The sequence below is a fragment of the Paraburkholderia sp. AV2 genome (genome assembly GCF_054968425.1).
On record NZ_JBANLK010000004.1, the window covers coordinates 113500 to 127171 of the forward strand.

The following is a 13672-nucleotide window of genomic DNA, read 5'->3' on the forward strand; positions in this document are numbered from 1 at the left end:
TGCCGGCCAGGGACGTACAAGCAGCACTCGGATTTGCACTAGGAGAGACTCATGTCGAGCATCGGACACGATGTAGCGGGCCACGGTCACGTCCACGGAGAACACGCCCACGCGACACCGCACGGCTGGCGCCGCTGGTTGCTGGCCACCAACCACAAGGACATCGGGACGCTGTACCTGATCTTTTCGTTCGTGATGTTCCTTTCGGGCGGCGTGATGGCGCTCGGGATCCGCACCGAGCTGTTCGAACCGGGCCTGCAGATCATGCGCCCCGAGTTCTTCAACCAGCTCACCACGATGCACGGTCTGATCATGGTGTTCGGCGCGATCATGCCGGCGTTCGTGGGCTTCGCGAACTGGATGATCCCGCTGCAGATCGGCGCGCCGGACATGGCCTTCGCGCGCATGAACAACCTCAGCTTCTGGCTGCTGCCGGCCGCCGGTTGCCTGCTGGTCGGCTCGTTCTTCTCGCCGGGCGGCGCGACGGCAGCGGGCTGGACGCTCTACGCGCCGCTTTCCACGCAGATGGGCCCCGGCATGGACTTCGCGATCTTCGCGCTGCACATGATGGGCGCGTCGTCGATCATGGGCGGCATCAACATCGTCGTGACGATCCTGAACCTGCGCGCGCCGGGCATGACGCTCATGAAGATGCCGATGTTCGTGTGGACGTGGCTCATCACCGCATACCTGCTGATTGCCGTGATGCCGGTGCTGGCGGGTGCGATCACGATGCTCCTGTTCGACCGCCACTTCGGCACGAGCTTCTTCAACGCGGCGGGCGGCGGCGACCCGGTCATGTACCAGCACATCTTCTGGTTCTTCGGGCACCCCGAGGTGTACATCATGATCCTGCCGGCGTTCGGGATCGTGTCGCAGGTGATTCCGGCGTTCTCGCGCAAGCCGCTCTTCGGCTATAGCTCGATGGTGTACGCCACGGCCTCCATCGCGATCCTCTCGTTCATGGTCTGGGCGCACCATATGTTCGCGACCGGCATGCCGGTCACGGGCCAGCTCTTCTTCATGTACGCGACCATGCTGATCGCCGTGCCCACGGGCGTGAAGGTGTTCAACTGGATTGCCACGATGTGGCGCGGTTCGCTCTCCTTCGAAACACCGATGCTGTGGGCCGTGGGCTTTCTGATCGTGTTCACGTTCGGCGGTCTCTCGGGCCTGATGCTCGCGATGGCGCCGCTCGACATCCAGTATCACGGCACCTACTTCGTCGTCGCGCACTTCCATTACGTGCTGGTGGCGGGATCGCTGTTCGCGCTGTTCTCGGGGTGGTACTACTGGTCGCCAAAATGGACCGGTTGGATGTACAACGAGACGCGCGGCAAGATCCACTTCTGGTGCTCGATGATCTTCTTCAATCTCGCGTTCCTGCCGATGCACTTCGTCGGCCTCGCGGGCATGCCGCGCCGCTATGCGGACTATCCGGCCCAGTTCACGGACTGGAACCAGGTGATCACGATCGGCGCGTTCGGTTTCGGACTTTCTCAGGTGTACTTCCTGTTTTTCGTGGCGCTGCCCGTGTACCGCGGCGGCGGCGAGCTGGAAGAGGCCAGCGACAAGCCGTGGGATGGCGCGACGGGCCTCGAGTGGACCGTGCCGAGCCCGGCTCCGTTCCATACCTTCGAAAATCCGCCGACGGTCGAGTGACGTGTCGGCAACGGCTTCCCGGCATGCGCGTGACGCAAGGCCGGGAAGCCTAAGCAAAAGCTTGCAGCAAGCAGCCAGGGAAACATGATCCGGAATTCACAAAAAAGACGAACGCCCGAGGAAATCCGCGCGGGCAATCTGCGACTCGGCCTGGTCTTGCTGGCTATCGTCGCCGCCTTTTTTGTGAGTGCCATCGTCAAGCAGGTGTATTTCGCCACGTACTGAGCGGCATGCGTTGAGCCGGTATGTCTTGCGAGAAGATTGTTCGAGGAAGCCAGATGTCGACGCAAGGGGCCAGCGACCGCACGCTCAACCGTTCGATGCTCGTCAAGCTCGTCGTCGTGGCGTTCCTGATGTTCGGCTTCGGTTTTGCGCTCGTGCCGATGTACCGCGCGATCTGCCAGGTCACCGGCATCAACAACCTGGTGCAGCGCGATACGACGGAGCGCGAGGCGCGCAACACGCAGGTGGACATGAGCCGCACGGTGTCGGTGGAGTTCGATGCGAATGCGCGCGGGCTGCTCGCCTTCCAGCCGGAGCAGACGAGCCTCGACGTGCATCCGGGCGAGGTGATGACGGTGATGTACGACTTGTCGAATCACGAAGGGCGCACGGTGACCGCGCAGGCGATCCCGAGCTACGCACCGAAGCAGGCGACCGGGTATTTCCACAAGATCGAATGCTTCTGCTTCACGCAGCAGACGCTGCAGGCGGGCGACGCGCGGCGCATGCCAGTGGTGTTCGTGATCGACCCGAAGCTGCCGAAGGACGTGAACACGATCACGCTGTCGTACACGTTCTTCGAGCTGAACAAGCCAGCCGCGGCGCGTGCTGGCGGAGGAACGTGAGGAAGCATGAACGGCGAAGGCGGTGGGGCAAAGAAGAAGGGCGGCATGCTGCAGCTCTTCAAGGCGGTAGCGTGGTCCTTTCTGGGGATTCGCAAGCGCGCGGATCTCGAGGCGGATGCCGCGCAGTTGAACCCTGTTGCGCTGATTGCGGCGGCGCTCATCGGCGCGGCGCTTTTCATCTGCGTGCTGTTGCTGATCGTGCATGCCGTGGTGGGATGAGGCGCGGCTCGTGTTTTGCGGGTGTCTTGCAGGACGTCAGGAAGCGATAAGGAAGGCAGAGAGCCGGAATCTTTCCGGAGCAACTGGAAACTGGAGAATCAGGCATGAGCGGCCAAAACGATAGCCCGTACTACTTCATTCCCCATCCGTCGCGGCATCCGATCAGCGCGGCCATCGGTCTTGTCGTCATGCTCGGGTCGCTGGCATCGTGGATCAACGGCGAGTCGTGGGGGCCGATCGGGGTGCTGGCCGGCCTGCTGTGGCTGCTCTTCACGCTCTGGCACTGGTTCGGCGACGCGATCTCCGAATCCGAGGGCGGCATGTACGGCAAGCGCGTGGACGTGTCGTACCGCTGGAGCATGAGCTGGTTCATCTTCTCCGAGGTGATGTTCTTCGGCGCATTCTTCGGCGCGCTGTTCTATGCCCGCGAGATCGCGATGCATCAGCTCGGCAGCCTCGACTACAAGCTGATCTGGCCGGATTTCAGCGGCGTGTGGCCGAACACCGGGCCAGCGCAGCTCGTCTCGCAGTTCGCGTCGATGAAGCCCTACCCGGTGCCGACCATCAACACCGCGCTGCTGCTCTCTTCCGGCGCGACGCTTACCGTGGCGCACCACGCGCTGCGCGACGACCATCGCAGCAAGGCCATCGCCTGGATGGCGGCGACGATCGCGCTGGGGCTGTGCTTCCTGTGCCTGCAGGCGTTCGAGTACATTCACGCATACAACGAACTCAACCTCACGCTTGCCTCGGGCGTGTACGGCTCGACGTTCTTCCTGCTCACGGGTTTCCACGGCTTTCACGTGTTTCTCGGCGGCACGATGCTCACCGTGGTGATGGTGCGGCTGATACGCGGACACTTCACGGCCGAGCATCACTTCGCGTTCGAAGGCGCCGCCTGGTACTGGCACTTCGTGGACGTGGTGTGGCTGGGGCTCTATGTCGTCGTGTACTGGCTTTGAGTTGCAGCGCAACAAGCAGGAAGACTGAATAACCAAGCGCCGCCGCCGACCCTGTCGGCGCGGCGCTTTGTTTATGTGCGCGGGAGAGGGGACTAGCGTCCGTACGGAATGCCGGTGGACTGGATCCACCCCATCCAGTGCGCGAACAGGATGAAGAGAAAGAGCGAAATGGAGAGTCCCACGCGCGTGGCGAGCGACCAGACCATTCGCTTCGTGCGGCCGCGGTCGTGCATCATGAAATAGAGCGCGGAGAACAGGCTCGCGATGATCAGCGCGAACGCGATGGGAACGAGAATGTGCATGAAGTTCACGGAATCGGGCATGTCTGAAAGCGCCAGTCTCATTATGGCACCGGTTATGGCACCGGATGTGGGTCGGCGAGGGCCGCTTGCTCCTCGCGACGATATCGGCTGCATGGGACGTGCCCGATGAAGTTCCGTCTCATGCCTGCGCTGCTGATCCTGCTCGTGATGGCGGTGACGATCCGCCTCGGCTTCTGGCAGCGCGATCGCGCCCATCAGAAGGAGGCGCTGCAGGCGCAGATCGAACGCTACGAGTCGGCGCCGCCGCAGACCGTCGGCGCGGCACCGTTGCCGCTTGGCCCCATCGAGTTCCATCGGGTGCGCGCCACCGGCATCTTCATGCCGAATCTCGTCGTCTATCTCGACAATCGGCCGTATAACGACCAGCCGGGTTTTTACGTCGTGATGCCGCTCAAGCTGCAAGGCGGCGGCTATGTCCTGGTGAATCGCGGCTGGCTGCCGCGCAATATGGCCGATCGCACCGCGATCGCACCTTACGACACGCCCGCTGGACCGGTCACGGTGGAAGGCATCGCGCGCGCGGATGCCTCGCGCGCGTTCGAACTGGGTGCCGGCGGCTCTGCACCGCATCAGAAGATACGGCAGAATCTCGGCGTCGCGTCCTACGCGGCGGAAACCGGGCTGCCGCTGCAGCCGTTCGTGATCCAGCAGTCCGGCTTCGCGCCGGCGGTCCAGGACGGCCTCGTGCGAGACTGGCCGGCACCGACCCTGGGCGTCGAGCGCAACTACGGCTACATGTTCCAGTGGTGGGGCATGGCTGCCGCGGCCCTCGGATTCGGCCTGTATGCGGCGCGGCGGGCTGCGGCAAAAGAGCGCACGCAGGCGGGCCCGGATCGCGCCCCGAAGGACGACTGATGATACGCCGCTGCGCAAGAGCGGTCCGCGCGTTCGCGACATCCGCGCTGCCCCGAGCGGCGCGCCAACCAGAGAAAGAGGTTCGAGCCTTGTTGACGCAAACTTCCCGTACGCCGCAAGATGGCCATGGCGCCGGGCATCGCCGGGCGTCCACACCGGCAGGCGGCCGCCCGAACGGCTCGTGGCGGCGCGGACGCTGGATCCTGCTCCTGATGGCGATCGTTTGCGCGGCGCCCATTGCGGTCTCGTACTTCATGTACTACGTCGTCAAGCCGGCGGGCGGCACGACCAACTACGGCACCTTGATCGAGCCGCAGCGCCCGATTCCCGATGGCCTGACGGTCACCGGCGCCGATGGCCGCGCCGTGCCGCTCGCCACGCTGCGCGGTCACTGGCTGATGATTTCCGTGGACGGCGGTGCGTGCGGCGAGCCTTGCGCGACGAAGCTGTACCTCATGCGCCAGATACGCGCGACGCAGGGCGAGGAGCGCGAGCGCATCGCGATGGTCTGGCTGCGTACGGACGACGTGCCGGTCGCCGACGTCCTCAAGACCGCCTATCCGGACACGCGCATGCTGCGCGCCGACCCGGCCGCGCTCGCGCAATGGCTGCCCGCCACCAGCGCGACGAAGGACACCGACCACATCTACCTCGTCGATCCGAACGGCAACCTGATGATGCGTTTTCCGGCGCACCCGGATCCGTCGAAGGTCAAGAGCGACATTTCGAAGCTGCTCAAATGGTCGCGGATCGGGTAAGGTGCGACGCACGAATGTATTGGTAAAAATTGGTGAAAAGGTAGGACATGTTCGTATTGGAACTCGGCCTGATCGGCTTGTGCATTGCGCTTTTCCCGCTCTCATGGGTGTGGGTGAAGGCCGACGACGGCAAGTTCCGCAAGCTCGTCTGGGTCACAACGTTCCTGACGCTCGACCTCGTGATGTTCGGCGGCTTTACGCGCCTTACCGATTCGGGGCTCGGCTGCCCGGACTGGCCGGGCTGCTACGGCACCTCCTCGCCGTTCATCGCGCACGTGCAGATCGCGGCCGCCCATGCGTTGCTGCCCACCGGCCCGGTCAGCATGACGAAGGCGTGGATCGAGATGGTCCACCGCTATTTCGCGATGGCGATCGGCGTGCTGATCATCGCGCAAACGGTCATCGCGTGGCGCGCGCGCATCAAGCGCCTGCCGTTGCATGTCTCGCCCTGGTGGCCTACCGCGCTGCTCGCGCTGATCGTGGTGCAGGGCATTTTCGGCGCATGGACCGTGACGATGAAGCTGCAGCCCATCATCGTCACGACGCACCTGCTGCTCGGCCTCACGCTGCTCGGCACGCTCGGCTGGCTCGCGGCGCGCATCACGCCGCTGCCCGCGTACGAGCCCGAAGCGGGGCGCTGGCGCGCGGCGGCGCTCGCGGCGCTCGCCCTGCTCGTCGCGCAGATCGCGCTGGGCGGCTGGGTCAGCACGAACTACGCGGTGCTCGCCTGCACGGACTTCCCCACCTGCAACGGCGCCTGGATTCCGCCGATGGACTTCCATCACGGCTTCCACCTGTGGCGCGCGCTCGGCATGGACGGCAACGGCGACGTCATCACCCAGGATGCGCTCGTCGCGATTCACTGGACGCACCGCACGTTTGCGCTCGTGGTGATCGCATATCTGGTATGGTTCGCCCTCGGATTGCGGCGCTTCGAGTCGCTGCGGCGTCCCGCAAATGGGGTTCTGATCGTCGTGGCGATCCAGTTCCTCACCGGGCTCTCGAACATCGTGTTGCAATGGCCGCTCGCCATTGCGGTGGCCCACAACGGCGGCGCGGCGATCCTGTTGCTGCTGGTCGTCATGCTAAACTTTCGAATTGCTTATAGCCGTCCTGGCCGCGCCGTTGTCGCTGCGCGCGACGCCGCGCCGGCGTGATCCCGCCCTATGGAAAGTACAACCCTCTCCCATCCCCCGGGTAGCCGGATTTCCCAATACGTCGCGCTCACGAAGCCGCGCGTCACCCAACTGGCGGTGTTTTGCGCGGTGATCGGCATGTTCCTCGCCGTGCCGGGCATGGTGCCGTGGAAGGTGTTGGTTGGCGGCACCGTCGGCATCTGGCTCACGGCCGGCGCCGCCTTCGCGATCAACTGCCTCGTCGAGCAGAAAGTGGACGCCATGATGCGCCGCACGGCCTGGCGGCCCTCGGCGCGCGGCGAGATCACGAGCATGCAGATCCTGCTGTTCTCGGCCGTGCTGGGCGCCGTGGGCATGTGGACGCTCTACACGTTCACGAACGCGCTCACCATGTGGCTCACCTTCGCCACGTTCATCGGCTACGCCATCATCTACACGCTGCTGCTCAAGCCCACCACGCCGCAGAACATCGTGATCGGCGGCGCCTCGGGCGCCATGCCGCCCGCGCTCGGCTGGGCAGCGGTCACGGGCCACGTGCCCGGCGACGCCTGGATTCTCGTGCTGATCATCTTCGTCTGGACGCCGCCTCACTTCTGGTCGCTCGCGCTGTACCGTCGCGACGACTACAAGAAGGCCGGTCTGCCGATGCTGCCCAACACGCACGGCGAGGCCTACACGCGCCTGTGCATCCTGCTCTATACCGTGGTTCTGTTCGCCGTCACGCTCATGCCGTTCATCTCGGGCATGAGCGGCGCGCTCTACCTGGCGGCAGCGGTGCTGCTCGGCGCGGTATTCCTCGCCTACGCGTGGAAGATCTATCGCGAGTACTCCGATGCACTGGCGCGCAGGACCTTCCGCTACTCGATCGTCTATCTTTCGCTGCTGTTCGCGGCGTTGCTCGTCGATCACTACGTTCGCGCGCTGATCGGCGCTTGATGCCCGAGCGGCGATGACCCCTGCCATGAACCGTCAAACGCTTGCGCGCATTGGGCGCGCCACGATCGTTGCGCTCGCCACGGTCTGCGCCCTCGGCGGCACCGCGCTCGTCGCGGGCTGCGGCCAGCAGGCGCCGTCGTTCACGAACCTCGACATCACCGGCAACACGCAGTTCGGCAAGGACTTCTCGCTGCCCGACACGAACGGCACGATGCGCTCGCTTGCCGACTACAAGGGCAAGGTGGTCGTGCTGTTCTTCGGCTACACGCATTGTCCGGACGTTTGCCCGACTACGCTGGCGGAGCTCTCGCAGGCGCTCCAGCAACTCGGGCCCGATGCGGCGAAGCGCGTTCAGGTGCTCTTCGTCACCGTGGATCCGGAGCGCGATACGTCGACGATCCTGAGCCAGTACGTGAGTGCGTTCAACCCGACGTTCGTCGGCCTGCGCCCCGCCAACGATGCCGCGCTCAAGCAGGTCACGAAAGACTTCCGTGTCTACTACGCGAAGGTGCCAGGCAATACGCCCGGCAGCTACACGATGGACCACACCGCCGCGAGCTACGTGTTCGACCCGACCGGCAAGCTGCGCCTCTTCGCCCGCGACGGGCAGGGCGTGACGCCCTGGATTCACGACCTGAAGCTGCTGCTCAGCTAAGCACGTAAAACGCAGCGGCATACCGGTATGCGATTTCATTATTTCGCGTAGCCGCCCCTCTGTGAGAGCATTCCACCCCTCCGGCAGCGGCACACAATGCCGTGCGAGCCGGCGATATCGAAATAACAGGCAGGAACATCACCTCCATGCAGCGCAGAAATCTTCTTAAGGCTCTTCTCGCCGGCTTTGCCGCCACCACGCTTCTCGCCAGCTTCGGCGCCCGCGCCGACGATCAGGTCATCAAGGTCGGCACCGTCTCGGGTCCGGACGCCGAGGTCTGGACCGTCGTTCAGAAGGTCGCGAAGCGCGAAGGCCTGAACGTCAAGGTCATCGAGTTCAACGACTACGTGCAGCCGAACGCGGCGCTCGACTCGGGCGATCTCGACGCCAACAGCTTCCAGACCGGGCCGTACCTCGACAGCCAGATCAAGCAGCGCGGCTACAAGCTCGTGAGCGTGGGTCTCACGTACATCTCGCCGATCGGCGTGTACTCGAAGAAGCTCAAGTCGCTGAACGACCTGCCGGCCGGCGCAAAGGTCGCGGTGCCGAACGATCCGTCGAACGAGAACCGTGCGCTGCTGCTCCTGCAGAACAAGGGCTTGATCAAGCTGCGCGCGGGTGCGGGTACGAACGGCAACAATGCGACGCCGCTCGACGTCGCCGAGAATCCGAAGAAGGTGAAGCTCGTCGAACTGGACGCCGCACAGTTGCCGCGCGCGCTCGGCGACGTGGACGCCGCCGTCATCAACACGAACTACGCGCTGGCAGCCGGGCTGCAGCCCACCAAGGATGCGATCGCGCTGGAAGACATCCACAGCCCGTACGCGAACCTGATCGCCGTGCGCATCCAGGACAAGGACAAGCCGTGGGTGAAGAAGCTGGTCGCGGCTTATCAGTCGGAAGACGTGCGCCAGTTCATCAAGACCCAGTTCAAGGGCTCGATGGTGCCGTCGTTCTGATTGGTGCATTGGCATGCGGCTTGTTGCCGCATGCGTGACTCGCGAAAGCAAACGCCGCGGCTGCGGCGTTTTTTTTATGCCTGCCTTTCCATGCCTACGCCGCACACCGCGACACCGTATCGTGAAGGCTGCGCGTCCAGCGTTCGGTGAGCGGGCTGGTGCCGGGCCCGCGATCCCCTGCGGGCATCAGCGAGAATCCGGCGCGTCCGGCCATGCGGCGCGCTTCGGGCAGGTCGGGTGCCAGTTCGATATCGAGCGTCGCGTAGCCTGCGCGTCGTGCAAAGCCTACGCACTCGTCGAGCAGCCGCGAGCCGATCCCGAGCCCCCGCACGTGGTGCTCCACGAACAACATCCGCACGCACGCGCGATGCTCACCCGCGGCGACCACCAAGGCTCCGCCCACCGCCTGGCCCTCCTGCTCGGCGATCCATGCGTTTTCGCGTACCGGGTCGTGTTTCATCGCGAAAGCGCCGATCGTGTGGGCCACCATCGCTTCGAACTGCGCGCCCCAGGCTTCGTCCTGCGCGAAGACTTGGGCGAGGCCGTGGACGATCCAGCCGAAGTCGCCAGGACGCGGCTCACGCAGCGTGACGATGCCGTGGGCTGCGGGTCCCCCGAGCAATCCCTGGATCATTCGAACCGCCCGGATCAACTGCTCCTGCTCGGCCGGCGCGAGCTTGCCGAGCGCCGTTGCAATGCAAGCAATCGCGGCAGCATCGAGCGATGCGTACTCGGCGCGTCCCGCGTCGGTGAGGTTCAGCAGCGACTGGCGCGCGTCGGTTTCGCTCGGGCGCCGTGAGATCAGCTCGCGCTGCTCGAACCCGGCGAGGATCCGGCTCAGATAGCCGGTGTCGAGCACGAGATTGCGGGCGAGGCTCGCCGCCGTGTCGGCCGCACCGCTGGCCAGCTCGTGGAAGACGCGCATTTCGGTGAGCGAATAGGCGCTTCGCGGCTGGCGCTCGTGTTCGGCGTTCAGGTATTTCGCGTAGAAGCGATTGAACTGCAACACGGCCTCGGCGTGCCGCATGGCATCGGATTCGGTCGACAAGTCGCCCCCTTGCGATGTCGCGGATTGTTATCAAACAGGACTATAGGGGAACTGCATGACGTACGTTAGCACTATTTGGGATCTGCCATTTTGGGTATAGGGTGGTATCACTCTGGTCTGCTCCGCAGCGTATCGGGCGTTCGTTTTGGTCTTGTTCGGAGGTCCAATTGGGCATGTCCAGGGTAAATCCCGATGCGGCAAGACGTCATAAAGCAGCCAGGCGATGAATTGCAAGCTATTGATAATTAACAGATTCTGGGCGACATGGCAGATCAATACCATTCTGTTGACTGGTATTATTGTGGTTATATAATGGGCTCGACTTCAAAGCGGTCCAGCGCACACGGCGCCCGGACGCCCCACGATCCCAGAACCCAGGCACACGTCCCATGGAAACCCGTTGGTCTGCCCTGATGCCCGATGCGCGCAACGTGACGCCGCTCTATCTGCAACTGGCGCGCAACCTTGCCACGGCCATTCATTGCGGCGTGTGGTCGGCCGGCGAGGCGCTGCCTTCGGAGCGCACGCTGTCGGACGCTATCGGCGTTTCGCGCATCACGGCGCGCAAGGCGATCGAGCTGCTCGTGGAGCAGGGGCTGATCCGTCGTGCGCGCGGGGCAGGCAGCTTCATTACGCCGCGAGTCGAAGATCCGCTCTCGCGCCTCACCGGCTTCACGAAGAAGATGCAGCAGCGCGGCTTCACGCCGGACTCGGTGTGGCTGGCGCGCGAAGTGCGGGCGGCGCATCGTGAGGAGATCGTGCAGCTTGGCCTTTCGCCGGGCGCCTCGGTCACGAGCCTGCGGCGCTTGCGCCGTGCGGACGGCACCGTGATGGCCGTGGAGCATTCGGCCCTGCCGGTTTCGATCGTGCCCGACCCCGACGCCATCGACGCTTCGCTCTACGCGTATCTCGAAGCGCGCGGCATGCCCGTGGTGCGTGCCTTGCAGCATTTCCGCGCGGTCAATGCGACGGGCGAAATTGCCGCGCTGATGGGCGTGGAGCCGCGCGCGGCGCTGCTCGTCATCACGCGCGTGGGTTTTTCCGCCGACCAGCACGCCATCGAACTGACCGATACCTACTGCCGCGACGGCTACTACGACTTCGTCGCGGAACTGCGCCAGTGAACATGGCGCCGCTGAACGAATCCCACAGGCACGACCCCGATATGACGCCCCGCGCCTCCTCGCAACTCACCGGAAAACATTCATGCTGAGCGGAAACATACTCACTCCTGAAGGTTGGATCCTGGGCACGCTGTCGTTCGAGAACGGGCGCATCCACTCGATCTCGGGCAAGCCTGCCGATCCGGCGACGAACGACGCGCCCTATGTCCTGCCGGGCTTCATCGACCTGCACGTGCACGGCGGCGGCGGCGCCGACGTGATGGAGGCGGGCGACGCCATCGAAACCATCACGCGCACGCACGCGCGCTTCGGCACGACGAGCCTGCTCGCCACCACGATGACCGCGCCGCGCGACGAGCTGATGAGCGTCGTGGCGGGGCTTGGCGACGTGGCGCGCCTGCGCACGCCGGGCGGCTCGCGGGTGCTGGGCGTGCATCTGGAAGGTCCGTACATCAATCCCGGCAAGCTTGGTGCGCAGCCCGACGCGGCCGTGTCGGCCGTGCTCGACGAGGTGCTCAAGTACCTCTCGATCGCGCCCATCCGCGTCGTGACCGTCGCGCCCGAGATCGCCGGCCACATCGAAATCATCGCGGAAATGGCGGCGCGCGGCGTGCGCGTGCAGCTCGGCCACTCGCTCGCGACCTACGACGACGGCGTCGCGGCACTCAAGCATGGCGCGCGCGGCTTCACGCACCTTTTCAACGCGATGTCGCCGCTGCATCACCGCAACCCCGGCCTTGTCGGCGCGGCGCTCGCGCATGCCGAATACGCGGAGATCATTCCCGACCTGTTGCACGTGCATCCGGGCGCGATCCGTGCGGCCATGCGCGCGATTCCGCGCCTTTACGTGGTCACCGACAGCACCTCGGCCACCGGCATGCCCGACGGCGAATACCGCCTCGGCAGCCAGCACGTGACAAAGTGTCTCGGCGGCGTGCGGCTTGCCGATGGCACGCTTGCAGGCAGCACGCTGACCATGGATCAGGCGCTGCGCAACCTCGTTTCGCTCGGCTTGCCGATCGCCGACGTCTCCGCGCGCCTGTCGCGCTACGCTGCCGATTACCTCGGCATCGAGGACCGTGGCCGCCTCGCGCGCGGCGCATGGGCCGACGTCGTCGTGTTCGATCGCGAGCTGGCCCTCACCGCGACCTATGTCGAAGGAGATTCGATTGTCGAATATGCTTAAAGAAGCGCTGGCCTCGGCCAGCGTCGTCGCCGCGCAGCTCGCGGACACCGCGCCCGTCGAGGCGCTGGCGCTCCAGCTCCAGGCCGAGCCGCGCCAGGTTGCGCTAACCGTCGCGCGCGGCAGCTCCGACCATGCGGCGAGCTATTTCGCCGCGCTCACGATGAGCCGCATCGGCGTGCCGGTCGCCTCGATCCCGATGTCGATCGCCACGCTCCAGCAGGCGCCGTTGCGCGTGCGGGGCCAGTTCGCCCTTGCTTTTTCCCAATCAGGCAGGAGTCCTGATCTCGTGGCCACGATGCGCGTGCTGCACGAGGCGGGCGCGCTCACGGCGGCAGCCGTCAACGTGCCGGGCTCGCCGCTCGCCGACGCCGCGGGTGTCGAGCTGCCGCTCCTCGCCGGGCCGGAACTGAGCGTGGCGGCCACCAAGAGCTATATCGCGATGCTCTCGATGTCCGCGCAACTGGTCGCGTTCTGGCAGCGCGACGCCGCATTCGTGGACGCCGTGCGCGCGCTGCCCGACGCGCTTCACCGCGCGGGCGCGCTCGACTGGTCGAAGGCCGTGGACGAACTGCGCGACGTTTCGCAGATGATCGTGATTGGCCGCGGCCCGGGCCTCGCCATCGCCCAGGAAGCGGCGCTCAAGCTCAAGGAAACCTCGGGCATCCAGGCCGAGGCGTTCTCTAGTGCCGAGGTGCGTCACGGCCCGATGGAGCTGATCGACCGCGATTACCCGCTGCTCGTGTTCGCGCCGCGCGGGCCGGAGCAGGCGGGCCTCGTCGAGTTCGCGCGCGACATGACGAAGCGCGGCGCGCGGGTGCTGCTCGCCGCGCCCGCGGACGTGCCGGAGGCCACGCTGCCGCTCGTGACGGCCGCCGATGCGGCGCTCGATCCGGTCGCCGCCATTCTTTCGTTCTACGTGATGGCGGCGGGCCTCGCCGCCGCGCGCGGCCGCAATCCCGACGAGCCGCGCTACCTGAACAAAGTCACCGAAACCCACTAGA

16 protein-coding genes are annotated in these 13672 nt (G+C 65.3%); 14 read left to right on the forward strand and 2 right to left on the reverse strand.

The window, feature by feature from the left end:
* Positions 1-51: 51 nt before the first annotated feature.
* From ctaD to V8683_RS04645, 5 genes are all read left to right on the forward strand, one after another.
* Positions 52-1662, forward strand: coding sequence for a cytochrome c oxidase subunit I (gene ctaD, locus V8683_RS04625; RefSeq protein WP_411187284.1), 1611 nt, complete (start codon positions 52-54; stop codon positions 1660-1662).
* An 84-nt stretch (positions 1663-1746) separates the two neighbouring features.
* The gene (locus tag V8683_RS04630; protein WP_411187282.1) at positions 1747-1887 is read left to right on the forward strand and encodes a cytochrome oxidase small assembly protein; all 141 of its coding nucleotides are present in this window, start codon (positions 1747-1749) and stop codon (positions 1885-1887) included.
* A gap of 53 nt (positions 1888-1940) precedes the next feature.
* Positions 1941-2510, forward strand: a complete 570-nt coding sequence (locus V8683_RS04635; RefSeq protein WP_411187280.1) for a cytochrome c oxidase assembly protein — start codon at positions 1941-1943, stop codon at positions 2508-2510.
* Positions 2511-2516: 6 nt separating this feature from the next.
* Positions 2517-2729: a DUF2970 domain-containing protein gene (locus tag V8683_RS04640; protein WP_411187278.1), complete on the forward strand. Its 213-nt coding sequence runs from the start codon at positions 2517-2519 to the stop codon at positions 2727-2729.
* A gap of 104 nt (positions 2730-2833) precedes the next feature.
* Positions 2834-3691 carry a cytochrome c oxidase subunit 3 gene (locus tag V8683_RS04645; protein WP_411187277.1) on the forward strand — a complete coding sequence of 286 codons (858 nt, stop codon included), beginning with the start codon at positions 2834-2836 and terminating at the stop codon, positions 3689-3691.
* 92 nt (positions 3692-3783) lie between these two features.
* Here V8683_RS04645 and V8683_RS04650 read toward each other — a convergent pair whose 3' ends face one another.
* Positions 3784-3993, reverse strand: a complete 210-nt coding sequence (locus V8683_RS04650) for a twin transmembrane helix small protein (protein WP_027795959.1) — start codon at positions 3991-3993, stop codon at positions 3784-3786.
* Positions 3994-4119: 126 nt separating this feature from the next.
* Between V8683_RS04650 and V8683_RS04655 the strand changes: the two genes are divergently transcribed.
* From V8683_RS04655 to V8683_RS04680, 6 genes are all read left to right on the forward strand, one after another.
* Entirely contained in the window at positions 4120-4869 is a 750-nt protein-coding gene (locus V8683_RS04655) for an SURF1 family protein (RefSeq protein WP_411187275.1), read from the forward strand.
* A gap of 89 nt (positions 4870-4958) precedes the next feature.
* Positions 4959-5627 carry an SCO family protein gene (locus V8683_RS04660; protein ID WP_411187273.1) on the forward strand — a complete coding sequence of 223 codons (669 nt, stop codon included), beginning with the start codon at positions 4959-4961 and terminating at the stop codon, positions 5625-5627.
* 47 nt (positions 5628-5674) lie between these two features.
* Complete coding sequence (locus V8683_RS04665; protein WP_411187271.1) at positions 5675-6784, forward strand: COX15/CtaA family protein; 1110 nt, start codon at positions 5675-5677, stop codon at positions 6782-6784.
* 9 nt (positions 6785-6793) lie between these two features.
* On the forward strand, positions 6794-7699 hold the full coding sequence (gene cyoE, locus V8683_RS04670; RefSeq protein WP_411187269.1) for a heme o synthase: 906 nt from the start codon (positions 6794-6796) through the stop codon (positions 7697-7699).
* Between the two features lie 25 nt (positions 7700-7724).
* Positions 7725-8354, forward strand: a complete 630-nt coding sequence (locus tag V8683_RS04675) for an SCO family protein (RefSeq protein WP_411187267.1) — start codon at positions 7725-7727, stop codon at positions 8352-8354.
* Positions 8355-8500: 146 nt separating this feature from the next.
* Positions 8501-9313, forward strand: coding sequence for a MetQ/NlpA family ABC transporter substrate-binding protein (locus V8683_RS04680; protein ID WP_411187265.1), 813 nt, complete (start codon positions 8501-8503; stop codon positions 9311-9313).
* Between the two features lie 94 nt (positions 9314-9407).
* Here V8683_RS04680 and V8683_RS04685 read toward each other — a convergent pair whose 3' ends face one another.
* Complete coding sequence (locus tag V8683_RS04685) at positions 9408-10361, reverse strand: bifunctional helix-turn-helix transcriptional regulator/GNAT family N-acetyltransferase (protein ID WP_411187263.1); 954 nt, start codon at positions 10359-10361, stop codon at positions 9408-9410.
* Positions 10362-10750: 389 nt separating this feature from the next.
* On the opposite strand from V8683_RS04685, the gene V8683_RS04690 reads away from it, so the two are divergent.
* From V8683_RS04690 to V8683_RS04700, 3 genes are all read left to right on the forward strand, one after another.
* Entirely contained in the window at positions 10751-11485 is a 735-nt protein-coding gene (locus V8683_RS04690; protein ID WP_411187261.1) for a GntR family transcriptional regulator, read from the forward strand.
* Positions 11486-11567: 82 nt separating this feature from the next.
* Positions 11568-12671 (forward strand): N-acetylglucosamine-6-phosphate deacetylase, encoded by a 1104-nt coding sequence (gene nagA / locus V8683_RS04695; RefSeq protein ID WP_411187259.1) that lies wholly within the window; start codon positions 11568-11570, stop codon positions 12669-12671.
* On the forward strand, positions 12664-13671 hold the full coding sequence (locus tag V8683_RS04700) for an SIS domain-containing protein (RefSeq protein ID WP_411190450.1): 1008 nt from the start codon (positions 12664-12666) through the stop codon (positions 13669-13671). The genes nagA and V8683_RS04700 overlap by 8 nt, the downstream gene beginning before the upstream one ends.
* Position 13672 lies beyond the last annotated feature (1 nt).

Excerpts from the sequence above, each read along its gene's own strand:
- ctaD (WP_411187284.1), top strand. The coding sequence starts at position 52 with ATGTCGAGCATCGGACACGATGTAGCGGGCCACGGTCACGTCCACGGA.
- V8683_RS04630 (WP_411187282.1), top strand. The coding sequence starts at position 1,747 with ATGATCCGGAATTCACAAAAAAGACGAACGCCCGAGGAAATCCGCGCG.
- V8683_RS04635 (WP_411187280.1), top strand. The coding sequence starts at position 1,941 with ATGTCGACGCAAGGGGCCAGCGACCGCACGCTCAACCGTTCGATGCTC.
- V8683_RS04640 (WP_411187278.1), top strand. The coding sequence starts at position 2,517 with ATGAACGGCGAAGGCGGTGGGGCAAAGAAGAAGGGCGGCATGCTGCAG.
- V8683_RS04645 (WP_411187277.1), top strand. The coding sequence starts at position 2,834 with ATGAGCGGCCAAAACGATAGCCCGTACTACTTCATTCCCCATCCGTCG.
- V8683_RS04650 (WP_027795959.1), bottom strand. The coding sequence starts at position 3,993 with ATGCACATTCTCGTTCCCATCGCGTTCGCGCTGATCATCGCGAGCCTG.
- V8683_RS04655 (WP_411187275.1), top strand. The coding sequence starts at position 4,120 with ATGAAGTTCCGTCTCATGCCTGCGCTGCTGATCCTGCTCGTGATGGCG.
- V8683_RS04665 (WP_411187271.1), top strand. The coding sequence starts at position 5,675 with ATGTTCGTATTGGAACTCGGCCTGATCGGCTTGTGCATTGCGCTTTTC.
- cyoE (WP_411187269.1), top strand. The coding sequence starts at position 6,794 with ATGGAAAGTACAACCCTCTCCCATCCCCCGGGTAGCCGGATTTCCCAA.
- V8683_RS04675 (WP_411187267.1), top strand. The coding sequence starts at position 7,725 with ATGAACCGTCAAACGCTTGCGCGCATTGGGCGCGCCACGATCGTTGCG.
- V8683_RS04680 (WP_411187265.1), top strand. The coding sequence starts at position 8,501 with ATGCAGCGCAGAAATCTTCTTAAGGCTCTTCTCGCCGGCTTTGCCGCC.
- V8683_RS04690 (WP_411187261.1), top strand. The coding sequence starts at position 10,751 with ATGGAAACCCGTTGGTCTGCCCTGATGCCCGATGCGCGCAACGTGACG.
- nagA (WP_411187259.1), top strand. The coding sequence starts at position 11,568 with ATGCTGAGCGGAAACATACTCACTCCTGAAGGTTGGATCCTGGGCACG.
- V8683_RS04700 (WP_411190450.1), top strand. The coding sequence starts at position 12,664 with ATGCTTAAAGAAGCGCTGGCCTCGGCCAGCGTCGTCGCCGCGCAGCTC.